Here is a 13,415-nt window from a genome sequence, read left to right on the forward strand (position 1 = left end):
GTAATCTAAACACTCCTGTCATTCCAGAAAAAACAGCTACGCTTATGTATATTCACCGAAATTTGCAGTGGTGTGTTCAGAGCATGCGGAAATTTACACTTCGATTTTGTTTACCTTGGCTGGTCGGCCTAATCGTCACCGCATGTGCATTTGTTACTACTGGATGGCTGGTTAAATTAGATCACAATATCCATGATCAACAAGATAAAGCGCAGGTTGAAGCTAGAATCAATTATCTCACTTCGCGCATTCAGCTCGCGCTGGATGACAACCTCATCATTATCGAAGCTTTGGAATCACTACTTTTGCTACAAAACGATATAGATGAAAACGACTTTCAGGTTTTGGCCACACGGTTTTTGTCCACTAGAACAACCATTCGACAAGCTCAATTGGCTCCCGATGCAATCGTTAAGTACATTTACCCCATCATTGATGGCAATAAAGTGATTGGATTAAACCTACGAAAAATCCCCGAACAAAGAGAAGTCGTGGAGCGATCTATAGCGATGAAAGAGATGATCATGGCAGGTCCATTAGATCTAATTCAAGGAGGAAGAGGAGTCATTGCCAGACAACCCCTTTACAACCGAGAAGATACAGAAACTAAATTCTGGGGGTTCATTACCCTCATCATAGATTTAGATCGAATATTCAAAGAGACTGGGTTAGCTTTAAGCGATGAACTTGCAACTTATGCTATCCGTGGAAGTGACGCCAAAGGCAAGCAAGGGGACGTATTTTTCGGTTCTACATCAGTATTTGAAGATGAATACCTTAGCGGCTTCATAGAAGTACCCGGAGGTTTTTGGCAACTTTCAGCGCGACTTGATAATGATGAGCATGTGCATGGCGTACCGATGTCATATTTAACTGGTTGGGCAACCCTAGGCTCTCTGATTCTCGGTTTACTCAGCGGTTTTACGTGCAGCCTATTAAACAAAACTTATCAACGCTCGATTAGTGACCCCCTTACATCACTCTTTAATAGGCAGCATTTCAGAGAACTAGCAGATACAGAAATACATCGAGCACAAAGATATCAACTACCTTTATCGATCATCATGATCGACTTAGATTTTTTTAAGCAAATTAATGATAACTATGGCCATCAAGCAGGAGATTATGTGCTTCAAAAGTCGGCCAAGATAATCGAATCAATGTTAAGAGTTGGAGATATTGCAGCACGTTATGGTGGCGAAGAGTTTATTGTTTTGTTACCTCATAGCGACGAGGCTGATGCCCAAGCTTGCGCTGAAAGAATTAGAAAAGCACTGAATACCAAAATAAAACTACGTGGCGCATATCATACGCTTTCAGCAAGCCTAGGCTGCGCCACCTTGGATTCTAACTACACTAATTATGACCAGCTAGTCAGCGGTGCTGACGATGCCCTATTCTTAGCCAAAGACCGCGGTCGAAATATGGTTGTCACTACTAAGCAGCTGTAGCACTTTCAGATCAACCCTTTAAAGAAGCTTCAAAGGCTCTTCATCCAGTAAAGCTAATTGCTCTCGTAGCTGGAGGATATGCTCCCCCCAGTAACGTTCAGTATTAAACCATCCGAAACTGTGCGGAAACGCAGGATCTTCCCAACGGCGGCCAAGCCAAGCACTATAATGCATTATCCTTAGGCTACGAAGCACCTCAATCAAGCGCAGCTCTTTGAGTTTAAAATCGCAAAACTCATTGTAGCCATCAACAATTTCAGACAACTGCTGTGTCTGTTCATGTCGATCGCCCGACAGCAGCATCCAAATATCCTGCATCGCAGGGGCCATACGGGCGTCATCGAAATCGACAAAATGAGGTGCATCATCACGCCATAGCATGTTGCCTGAATGACAATCACCATGAACACGAATATGTTCTATCTCACCACAAGCTTTTAAGATTTCATCGACACCCTGTAGAAGATCCCTAGCGACAGAGTCGTAAGCAGGTTTAAGCTCTGCTGGAATAAACCGATCACTTAAAAATGCAACACTGTCATGGCCAAACGTTTGGCTGGTTAATGTCGGCCTATGAGTGAATTTTTTAGAAGCTCCTACCAGATGCATTCGTCCAAGTAGCCGCCCTAGAGTGAAGAGGTTATCTAAATTATCTAGTTCGGGAGCATGTCCTCCACGACGAGGAAACAACGAAAACATGAACCCATCATAATCAAACAGGGTGTCTCCCTTTTCATTTCGCCAAGGCGTAACTGCAGGTAGAGACTGCTCCGCTAAATCGAAACTAAACTCATGCTCTTCTAAAATTTGCTCTCGGCTCCAACGCTGCGGGCGATAGAACTTTGCAATCATCGGCTCTCGGTCTTCTATACCCACCTGATAAACACGGTTCTCGTAGCTATTCAGAGGAAATGTACGACCATCACACCAATGTCCTTGGCTTTCGATTGCATCCATCAAAAAAGATGGCGTTAACCGTTCAAAAGGGTGTGTTAGGTCATGTTCAGACATAAAAAATCCAGCTATAAAATAATTGCAGATGCAGGGTACGCTTTAGCCCATAGGTGAACAAGTCAAATTCCTAATAGATTTGCCCTATTTTCCGTTATTTTTTAAATAGTAGCGTTAACTTTTGTTATAGTTCCCAAATAATCAACAGAAGTAGTACGAGTAAGTTATGGCAGGTTCACTTAAAGATCAGTTGCTAAATATGGGACTGGTTGACCAGAAAAAAGCTAAGCAAGCAGATACTGAAAAGCGTAAGCAAAACAAAAAAGCGAAAAAGGCACGCAAATCGGGCCAGCAAGTTGTTGATACGCAAGCAGAGAAAAAGCTGGCGCTAGAAGAACAGCGTAAAGCTAAGCAAGAGCATGATCGTGAACTGAATCGTCAACGTGACGAAGAGCGCCGTAACAAAGAGATTGAAGCGCAATGCCGTCAGATGATCACACAGCAACAGATCGAACTGCCAGAAGGTGCCGAAGTAAGTTACAACTTTGTATACGATAATAAAGTTAAAACTATGTATGTTACTTCGCTTATTCAAGGACAACTGTTCCGTGGTCAAGTAGCGATCGCTGTTTTAGATGAGAAGTTCTATTTGATCCCAGATAAATTTGCAGAAAAGATTGAACAACGTCTGCCAAATTACGTTATTCGCGTTCAGCCGGAAGAAGAACCAGAAGAAGATGATCCGTACGCGGATTATAAGATTCCAGACGACCTGATGTGGTAATTCCGCACATCAAAAGCGTCTTCATGTAGTAAGGGAAACGCATGTCACAGGGTTTTTTCGAGCAATTTTTGGTCATTTTGTGTTGTGCCGTTGTTGCCACAACCCTGTTTCGGCGTATCAAACTCCCTCCTCTCCTTGCTTACTTAAGTGTTGGCGCTATCGTAGGCCCTTATAGTTTAGGGGTCATCAAAGACACCCATAGCATAGAGCTACTCAGTGAGCTTGGGGTTGTTTTTTTACTCTTTATGCTCGGCTTAGAATTTTCTGTCTCTCGTATGTTTGCCATGCGAAAGGCTGTATTTGGGCTGGGTAGTTTACAGGTAATCATCACCGCAGCCTGCTTGATGGCTGTCTGTAATATTTTTGGCCTTCCACAAACTACCTCTTTAGTCATCGCCGGTGCACTCGCCCTATCGTCTACAGCGATTGTAAGTCGCGAGCTCATCCAGCGAGATGAACTCAACAGCCCTCACGGTCAACTTTCAGTTGGTACATTAATCTTCCAAGACTTAGCGGCTGTATTCTTCCTGATCGTTGTCCCAACACTCAGTAGTTCAGCAACAGAAATTGACAGTGCCGAAATAGCGTTGATGCTACTTGAGGGCTCAACACTACTCATTATCCTATTACTGGTTGGCCATATTGTGATGCCATTGCTGTTCCATGAATCAGCACGTAGCGGCTCCAGCGATGTGTTTGTTCTTACTACACTGGCTGCTGCCCTTTTGGCCGCTTGGATTACTCACGCTGCAGGTTTATCGATGGCCCTCGGTGGATTCTTAGCAGGAATGATGTTGGGTGAGAGTCGTTACAGGTATCAATTAGAAGCAGATATACGGCCGTTCAGAGATGTACTCTTGGGACTATTCTTTGTTTCTGTAGGGATGCAATTAGATCTGTCTGCTCTAATTGATAGCTGGTATTGGATTATCCTGTTCAGTGTCAGCTTAATCCTATTAAAGACTTTTATTATCACTCTACTCGGTACATTGCTACATAAAGACCCAGTAAATGCCTTAAGAGCGGGTTTGAGCCTTAGCCAAGGGGGTGAATTCGGTTTTGCTCTATTAGCTTTAGCCTTAGGTAACAATCTTATTGAACCTGATATCAATACCATCGTAGTCTCGACGATTATCATCAGTATGATTGTGACCCCAATTTTGATGAACCACACATATAGTCTCAGCCGCTGGCTGCACAAAGATGATCCAATTGAATCAAAACAACAAAAATTACCTGACGCTAGCCAACTGAATCCGCATAACCTAGACAAACATGTGATTATTTGTGGCTTCGGCCGTGTAGGGCAAATTATCGCGCGCTTTTTGGACCAAGCAAACATTCCTTACATCGTCGTAGATAATGATCCAGTGAGAGTTATGGAGGCTGCTACCGCTGGTGAACACATCTGTTTTGGTGATGCTAAACGTGATGATGTCATGGCGGCGGTTGGTGCTGATCGTGCTCGGATGTTGATTCTCAGTTTTCCAGAAGCCGAAACAGCGATGCAAGCACTCAAGCATATCCGCACACGCTTTGTGACGCTGCCTATATTGGTCAGAACACGCGATGATTCTCAGATAGAAGCATTCCAGAAAGCAGGAGCAACCGAAATCATTCCGGAAGCATTGGAAGGTAGTTTAATGATGGTATCCCATGTGTTATCGATGCTGGGTATCAACCATCAACAGATTGAACAGCAAATCAATCAAGTGCGCGCCGAAAGGTACAACCTCCTACATGGCTACTATCACGGCCAGCATTCCGAAAAAATTGATAGTACAGGCCGTATGAAAGAGATACTGCATCCCGTTCAAATTGAAAATAACTGTAAGTCGATCGGTAAAACTTTACGAGATATACCTTTATCCAAACACCAAGTCTCTGTTGCAATGATCCGTCGTGGCGATCACTCAGAGCACAACCCAAGTGGAGATACTCATATCCAACAGGGCGATATCATTATCCTTCAAGGGCCTAATGATAAAATTGAAATAGCTGAATCGATCATCCAAGATGGGAAATAGTTCTTACTTCTTCCCTCTAACCTTTAGATGAAACAATTTCATCAGATACGCTTTTTATTAAAGTCTCTCAACAAAACGTCGATAACCCTCTTATATTTAGTAGTACAACTAAAACAATGGGATCATTTGATCCTTTTTTGTCTGTGGAGGAAAACACCGTGCAAGTTCTATTAAGCAGCCAAGCAGCCTACTCTCAGGTTCGCCAGGAAACACTGGTTACTGGTGGGTTTGCTGATGGTAAAGATAGCAACGGTCGTTCTGCATCTGCGGCAGATAAGTTAGTAGCCAAACTAGCAGAAAACATTCCGGGTATGAGCGTGTCAGAGATGAAAAGTCTCGACGCAAATGACTACTCTCCGGAAAAAGTTGCATCACGTATCTCCGACTTTGTAGCACAAGGCCTTGAACAAGCCCGTGCCCGCGGAGCGTCTGATGCTGACCTAGATCGTATGTATAAAGCGGCCGTTTCAGGTGTAGAAAAAGGCTTTAAAGAAGCAACTGAGATTCTAGAAGATCTCAATATGTTAACCCCTGATATCTCCGCAACAATCGAGCAAACCAAAGATCTGACGTTCGAAGCGCTGGCCGGCCTTGCGCCTACCAACGAAACAGCGTCCACACGCCAGACTTCTATCTCTGCTGCTGAACGTTATTCAAAAGCTGAGTCTTTCTCCCTTGATGTCATGACCCAGGAAGGAGACAAAGTTTCAATTCGTTTCAACAGTGAAGCAAGTCAAACAGCCTCTTTAGGCGCCTACTCTGACGGTAACAGTAGCGCTGTATCTTTCGGCCTTGAGCGTAGCGCCAGCAGTAGCTATAGCTTTAGTGTTGAGGGTGATCTAAACGAAGACGAGTTAGACGCGCTGACAACCCTAATTCAGGATATCAATCTTATTGCCGAAGACTTCTTCAGCGGTGATGTTCAAGACGCTTTTGAACAAGCAGCTGAATTTGAAATGGACAAATCCGAGTTGATGAACTTGAATGTAACTATGACTCAATCAGCAAGTTACTCAGCGGTAGCTGCTTATGAGCAAGTGCAACAACTAGATAACCCATTAGGCAATAATGGCCGCCACTTAGGCCAGATGATGAACAACTTCGATAATTTGGTTGCTAACCCAGCCATGGCGTTCTTAGAAGACAGTTCATTATTCGGGGTAGATCTATTGGACAGCTTGATTCATCAAGATATCCGCTACAAAGATGCTGATGAAGAATCCCAGAGCAAACTGGATGATAACTTCGGTCTTTTGCGTGACCTTATGACCCGGTTTGATCAGGACGACGCAGACGATTAACCCCCCTTCTTAATCGCTGCGATACTTTAAACCGGCCTACTTAGGCCGGTTTTTTTTTATACGCTTTAAAAATAAAAAAGGCTAATGAACAACATTAGCCTTTATTAAATAACAAGAGGTTTAATCTTTTTATACTGTCTGCATCAGCGCTTGTTTTAGCTCTTCCTCAGCTTGAGTAATAGCCTTCTCAGCTTCTTGACGCATACGACGACCTTCTTCGTAGTGCTTAAGCGTGTTGTTTAGCGTATCGATAGTGATTTGGTTAACTTCTTTTAGGGTATCCAGATCCAAAATACCACGCTGGTAATTTTCCGCGATCTGCTCTTCTAGGCTTTGTAGCTTTTGAGCATTTTGCAGGTACTGTTGGTTGGTGTAATCCTTAACTGTACGCGTAACCTTGAGCGCTTTCTCTTTCTCATAGTTAGAGATCGCAATAAGGAACTGACGCTTCCATAGAGGGATAGTGTTATGGATGATATCTTGAATATCTTCCATCAACATTTTGTTACCCTCTTGAGACAATCGGATTTGAGGTGCAGTTTGCAACGCAGCTAGGCGCGCTTGTTTTAAGTTATGCAGGCGTTTTTCTAGGCGACCTGTTGCTTGCTGTAGATCTCGTAGTTTTTGACTATCTACTGGATCACCACTGGTCTCAGCCAACTTACTTAGCTCAGGAATCTGCTCGTTATTCAGTCGATCAAGCGTGATTTGACCCGCTTCTAAGTAGATATCTAACTGTTGCAGCAAGTTTAAGTTTTCATCATACAAACCATCTAGCTGAACAATATCTTTCTCAAGACGATGACCTTGGGCATTTAGTTTTTGTTCTAATTCATCTAAACGGCCTTTAACCGAATCAAAACCTTTTACAAACTTACCGAAAGTTTGGAAAAGCTCACCGATAAGAGGTAAACGCGAGAGGTATGAATCAGGTTTAATATCTTCAAAGCGGGAGCTCTTCATCTGAGTCACCATCGCTTCTAGGATATCTCCCGCTTCTCCAGTATCTTTAGTACGGACTTGCTCTAACACCTGATCTGAAAAAGCGGTGATGCTTTCCATCGCCTCTTTGCCAAAGGTAATTGTCGCCATAGAGTCTAAGGGGTCATAATCCTGCGAAATGGCAACCGCACGTTGCTGCTGCTCTTCAGTCATTTGACTCGGTTCAAACTTCTCGATTTGAGTGCTTATTTCCTGTGTCATGCTGGCTCCCTCTCTACCCGCACACTGCTGTGACGAGTCCATAGTGCTTCAAATTCAGCGGCAAATGCCGATACGATTTCTTGATTGTCCGTCAGCGTTAAGTTCTCTTGATTACGATCGCTTGCTGAACGCGTCCAATTAAAACTTCCATTCAGTAGTCTCACCCCATCAAACAGGGCAAATTTATGGTGCATGTGCCATGGGCTCGTGTCCAAAAGCACATCCACTCCTTTATGCATTAGATAGTCGATATCGCTACCTAAATCGTTCGCTTTATCCTGATCTGTAAGGATACGAACCTTAATTCCTCGTTTATGTGCAGCTAGAATAGCGTCACGTAGCGGCTGATCGGTAATTGTGAAAACACAGATATCTATAGATTTCTGACTACGTTTTATCTCCTGTTGAATCAGAGATCTACAATCGTCTCCCGGCGAAAAAGCTGCCTGAGTTCTGATAGGCGCTGATTTACCCGTGTTGTCTAGTGTCTTAACAACCTTGTCCAACCAATTCAGAGAAGCGATCTCAATTAAGCCATTTTCCGCAGAATTCTTTGCAATTGAAAAAGCTTTATTACGCGTAAACGATTGCAGTTCTGGTTGATCTGCGAGTTCCTCAATCAACTCTCGAAGTTCAACTCTTTCGTCTGAGGAGAGACGTTGGTCCTCAAAGCTATCAACCAGCATTTTCTCAATATCCATTTGAGTAATCATATTTCCTCTAGCTCCTCTGCGGCTTCAATTTCCTTAGTTGCACGCATCATTGCCCAAGCGATCAGGCGAATGTTCCGATTCACATCAACCATCTGGTTGACCATTCGATCGCCGGCATCTTCTCCCTCACCCGCCTCTAAGGATCGAGTAAAGCGCTGCTTAATGGTGTCCCAACGCTCTTCAGACTCATCATCTAAAATGCCTCTCAGTTCAGCCAATTTAAGCAGGTTTTCTTCAGCGCCATGAGTCAGGGTTTGTGCCTCACCAATGTAGTGATCATTAATAAGTGTCTCCAGCTCATCATCGGTCATGACCGACACCACCTTTTCGGCAAGCTTGTTCATATTTCGGTAACTACCCTGAAGCTTGAAAGGTGGTTCTATACGATACTGCTCGGCGGTTGCAGCTGAAGCGATATATTGCTGGTTTACAGTGAGTACAACTTGCTGAACCTTAAGCATCTTCTCTAGCACAGCTACAATTTCGGAAGCTTCTGCTGAAGAATAACTATGTTCTAAATCAGAAAGCGGGATATTTTGCCCACGTGCCATATCTACGAGTTTGTAGAGGTCTTGTAGATTTCTATTGGCCAGCGGAGCCAACACTCTGTTAGAGGTTAAAGAGTTTTCAATGTACGAAAGCTCGAATGCATCACGCTGATCAGATAGCATATCACCGAGGTTATAAATATCTGCTCGGTTAGCTAGCATGTCTGGAATTTTGAACACATCCCCAGATTCGGTATAAGGGTTACCCGCCATAACGATTGAGAACTTTCGACCACGCATATCGTAAGTTTTAGTAACACCGTTCCAAACACCGTCAATTCGACGAGTACCATCACTTAAGGAGATAAATTTCTGCAAGAATTCAGGATTTGTATGCTGAATATCATCTAGATACAGCATCACGTTATTACCCATTTCCAGCGCAAGGTTAATTTTATTAACCTCATTTGCAGCGGTTGCGTTTGGTGCATCATTTGGATCTAGTGATACAACATCATGGCCTAAAGAGGGGCAATTGATCTTCATAAATACCAAGCCCAACTTACCGGCGATATATTCGATCAATGTGGTTTTACCGTAACCCGGGGGAGATATAAGTAGTAACATCCCCATCTGGTCAGTTCGACGATCATCGCCGGTTGTACCCATCTGCTTAGCAAAGTTATCGCCCATCAATTTTAGATAGGATTCACTGATCAACTTGTTACGCACAAAAGAGGTTAGCGGCCTAGCGACAAACTCTTGTATGCGCATCGTCTCTCTTTGCTTTTCTAACATCTCTTGACGTTGAGAAAGGTATTTTTCGTATGCAGGTACGACCGTTTCAATGTGGTGACGACAGCGATCTAACCAATCATTGATGGTCTCGCTCCACTTACCCTCTTCAACGCGAAGGTGTTCACCTAACAAGCCGTTTACCTTGATACTCAAAGAGAAATCGACAGGGGTTAGATGGATGCTACTGTCAGATAAGGCTGCAATTAAAGCGGCCTCTGTAACAAACTCAATACCCTCTTTATGATGTTCACAGTAGGCTTCAACCCAAAGTAAGTGATCCTGATATTGTTCTGCTAGGCTTTCTTGGTTTTTACGCCAATCTAATCCATGCCTGAATGCTAAGTAATTTTCTGCAAGTTCGGCGGCATCACGGCTAACAGAGACCTGCTGATCTAAGCCAAACTGATACATCAAATATTCAAGCGCTTGTTTAGCTAGTATTGGACATTCACAAACTTGAGTTTGGTAATTTTCTAATAGCACATCAAATGCACTATCTGAACCCAACTCTTTTTGCATTAGCAAGGCTGAACGGCATTGTTTCTTAAGTGCATCAGCTGCACTGTTATCGAGCCCTGCGATAAACAGTAAACCCGTTGTACGTATTTGCTGACTAAACCTTAATAAACCAGCATCGGCGTACACCGGCATAATAGCCTTGAGTAATGTCCCTGCATCTTTGTCATGTACACCTTTAACATAGCCCTCTCGATACCGAGGGGCTGCAAACTTATCAACTAAAGGCTGCAATTCATTTTCACTTGCGGCTTTGACTAGAAGATCCAATGACAGGCCAGATTGCTTTGATTCTGCCGAAGTTAAAATAAGATAAGCCAGATACTCCGCTCGATAGACATCATTACTTTCCGAACTAACGTCCATCGCTGCGTATTTACGTAAACGCAGAAACTCATCATCAACGACCGGCTGGTAAAAGTCAGTCCCCGTTAGGTGTAAATTAAGACCATCATCTCGATCGACTAAAGTAAGTTCTAAGGGCTGTTGATTGACGCTAAATTTGTGTCGACCAAGTCGTAAGATATCGCCGCCCTGCTCGAAGATATCTTGATTATCTCGGAGTGAACGTAGAGATTGATCCTGCAGTGCTTTGATGCGACCACTTAATTCATCAGCTTTGACGCTATCTCCAAGATCCTGAACGTCTTTACATAATTGGCGATACTTCTGCACCATCGCATCTGCTGCAAAATAGCTATTCAGGTCGTCAAGCTCAGCGAATTTCCCTACACGCTTTTGGATACTTTTCAGCGTGATTTGAGCTGCTTGGCTAATATTTTCAACTCGCTTTTGTCGAGCAGATAAAAGCTGCTGCTTCTGTGCTTCAAAGGCTGCTTGAACTTCGTCCCGTCTGTTATAGATCTCCGCTAGATACTGATCGAATTCAGCAAATCGACTTTCAAGCTTATCTACAATTCCCATTAAACGTGCAAGTTGATCATCACAGGCTTCCGGTGTATCAACTTGGCCAAGAGCAGATGTCATCGCCTGAGTAAGGAGTTTCAGCTGTGATGCAAATTCAGCTTTAGCTTCGCCATCTCTTAATTCGGAACGACGATTACGTAAACGCGCTTCGGTAGCGTTTAACCGCGCCATCACCTCAGTCGTTAGATCAAGGATTTTTGTCGTGCTAGTAGGATCATCAGTTTCAATATCTGAAACTTCTTGGTTGACCAGATTAAGATCTCTTCGAATCTTTCCGGCATCTTCAGCTAAAAGGTCTAATGCAGCTGTTTTTTCAGTTTCTGGAAGCGCCAAATCCAATTTATCGATGCGCTTTAGATAAGGTTGGTAAGCTTTCTCTTGTTGTAAAAGCTCTAGTAACTTAGCGTTCAAGCCACTTCTAGCTTCTTCTAACGCAACTTCCATTTCATCAAGCTGGCTAGCGTTGACATAACGCATTTCACGCAGGCTAATGACGTGGCCAAGCTGCGACTTGGTCTCGTCTAATAATTCGATCAGATCGGTTGTGCTATCCGACGGAACTAGCTTAATTCTACCTAGGAGATCATGCTGCTTCTGAGCTTGCTCTTCAGTTTGTTGTTTCGCTTGTTTCTGCAGTGTTCGGACTTTAGCGAACTCATCAATGATCTGTTCAGCCGTGGTCGCTAATTCAGATAGTTTATGGTCAACGCCTTGAGATTCTGTATCCGTTAACCAATGATATTGATCGACTGCTGCACCACAATGAGTTACCAAGGCTTCATAAAGTGTTTGGCTAACTTCTGTCGTTTTGGTCATTTGAATGACCGAATTCAATTCAGAAATACCTTTCACTAACTCGGCATTCCCTAAATTGCGATAAAAACCTTCACCACCCTCTTGTCGCGATGCTTCATAAAGATCGGCACTCATGAAAGGCGTCTGCCAAATACGCATAGGGTGGGTTTTACTGGCTTCAGCATTATCACTGACACGGAAAACCAGCATGCGTCCGTCAGGATATAAACTGTAACCATGACTATATACAGGTGGAGATACCGTCTTTTCTATCAGGTTATATTGATATTGTAGGTAAGCGCCGTGTTGTGGATCGAAGAAAATGTAAAACGCATCTTCACCATTAGGGGCGTGAATATCATGGAAGAATTGCATCCCACTCCAATCATCTTGGAAGAGTTTTAATTCTCCATTCGCCAAAGCGTAACCATTGGCAAATAACAGACCGTGATCCTCAGGTAGCAACTTACAGCATTGGCCTATGGAGTCGACCCGTTGCACCTTTTCAGTCAGGCTGTCGTAAACAAAATATCGGTAATCTTTCTCACGGTTTGGTCTGATACGTAGCAGAATAAAACTAGATACTTCTGCGTAACTTATCTCTGCATCAGCAACAGTTTGATGAGGATCTTCGACAGGCTCAGAATAGATCCCTCGCCCTTCTTGAGTATTGTTCTCAAGCTTTACAGTCAGATCACCGCCAACACACTCAACAAAGATACGATCATTAATCGATACATGAGGGTAATCACCGGTTATATGATTCTTACGCCCGGTTTCACGCCAATCAACATCAAGCTGATTACCGACTCCATCCAGCTCTTTATGGCCTTGATCGTCTATATATTCGATCGCACCACTATCTTTAAGCTGCCAACGATAAACCTTACGATCTTCTGGGCGACTACCAATTTGGAAAACGACAAATAGCCAGAAATCCCTTCGGCTAATTTGAACTAGTTTAGCGTCACTGTAGTAACGAAAAAGTTCGTTAAAAGAATGAACAAAGCGAGGATCATCAAGAAAAGAATCTGCTAAAGGCTCACTATCAATCCGAAACTGATTATCAGTTTCTGATAGACGATATAGGCCTAGAACATCTTTGACTTCAGGCGCTGCTTTAAGCCCAACAAATACTTGATAGCCAAAGAGTAACTGATCGTTGACCTGTGCCATATCGACAGGAAGACAGTTATTTTGGGTATGAACATTAACCTTGCCGACCAACTCAGTACTGGACGCACCAAATGCCTCCTGACGAGCCTTATTTAATTGATCAACTAACCCTTTTAGTTCAGCCCCTTGGCTGGCTAAGCGCGCTTTTAAGATTTCATAAGCACCGCCCGATTCAACGGCCTGGTTCAAAACGTCCTGATTCTGATCCATCAAACTTTCCCTACAGTGACCTCTAGTCCAAAGAACAAAGCCTCCCAGGTGATAAGGAGGCTAAAGTTACTTTGG

General features: G+C 43.5%; 8 protein-coding genes. 4 read left to right on the top strand and 4 right to left on the bottom strand.

Going from position 1 to position 13,415, the window contains the following annotated elements; translation table 11 throughout:
* The first annotated feature begins 83 nt into the window (after window positions 1–83).
* Window positions 84–1,451, top strand: coding sequence for a diguanylate cyclase (locus ACMXYS_RS09340; RefSeq protein WP_415896334.1), 1,368 nt, complete (start codon window positions 84–86; stop codon window positions 1,449–1,451).
* Between the two features lie 18 nt (window positions 1,452–1,469).
* Here ACMXYS_RS09340 and ACMXYS_RS09345 read toward each other — a convergent pair whose 3' ends face one another.
* The gene (locus tag ACMXYS_RS09345; RefSeq protein ID WP_415896335.1) at window positions 1,470–2,462 is read right to left on the bottom strand and encodes a serine/threonine protein kinase; all 993 of its coding nucleotides are present in this window, start codon (window positions 2,460–2,462) and stop codon (window positions 1,470–1,472) included.
* 166 nt (window positions 2,463–2,628) lie between these two features.
* Between ACMXYS_RS09345 and ACMXYS_RS09350 the strand changes: the two genes are divergently transcribed.
* The 3 genes from ACMXYS_RS09350 to ACMXYS_RS09360 all read left to right on the top strand — a co-directional run bounded on the left by ACMXYS_RS09350 (window position 2,629) and on the right by ACMXYS_RS09360 (window position 6,514).
* Complete coding sequence (locus ACMXYS_RS09350) at window positions 2,629–3,186, top strand: DUF2058 domain-containing protein (protein ID WP_415896336.1); 558 nt, start codon at window positions 2,629–2,631, stop codon at window positions 3,184–3,186.
* A 41-nt stretch (window positions 3,187–3,227) separates the two neighbouring features.
* Window positions 3,228–5,213 carry a cation:proton antiporter gene (locus ACMXYS_RS09355; RefSeq protein ID WP_415881454.1) on the top strand — a complete coding sequence of 662 codons (1,986 nt, stop codon included), beginning with the start codon at window positions 3,228–3,230 and terminating at the stop codon, window positions 5,211–5,213.
* A 158-nt stretch (window positions 5,214–5,371) separates the two neighbouring features.
* Window positions 5,372–6,514 (top strand): DUF5610 domain-containing protein, encoded by a 1,143-nt coding sequence (locus ACMXYS_RS09360; protein WP_415894209.1) that lies wholly within the window; start codon window positions 5,372–5,374, stop codon window positions 6,512–6,514.
* Between the two features lie 129 nt (window positions 6,515–6,643).
* Here the strand turns inward: ACMXYS_RS09360 and ACMXYS_RS09365 are convergent, their stop codons facing one another.
* Genes ACMXYS_RS09365 through ACMXYS_RS09375 form a run of 3 tightly spaced genes read right to left on the bottom strand, consistent with a single transcriptional unit; the run spans window position 6,644 to window position 13,340 of the window.
* Entirely contained in the window at window positions 6,644–7,717 is a 1,074-nt protein-coding gene (locus ACMXYS_RS09365; RefSeq protein WP_415896337.1) for a toxic anion resistance protein, read from the bottom strand.
* On the bottom strand, window positions 7,714–8,430 hold the full coding sequence (locus tag ACMXYS_RS09370) for a phospholipase D-like domain-containing protein (protein ID WP_415881457.1): 717 nt from the start codon (window positions 8,428–8,430) through the stop codon (window positions 7,714–7,716). Before ACMXYS_RS09370 ends, ACMXYS_RS09365 begins: the two co-directional genes overlap by 4 nt.
* Window positions 8,427–13,340 carry a DNA repair ATPase gene (locus ACMXYS_RS09375; protein WP_415896338.1) on the bottom strand — a complete coding sequence of 1,638 codons (4,914 nt, stop codon included), beginning with the start codon at window positions 13,338–13,340 and terminating at the stop codon, window positions 8,427–8,429. Before ACMXYS_RS09375 ends, ACMXYS_RS09370 begins: the two co-directional genes overlap by 4 nt.
* Between the last annotated feature and the right edge of the window lie 75 nt (window positions 13,341–13,415).

It is taken from the genome of Neptuniibacter sp. QD57_21, from assembly GCF_047778075.1.
GTDB lineage: Bacteria > Pseudomonadota > Gammaproteobacteria > Pseudomonadales > Balneatricaceae > Neptuniibacter.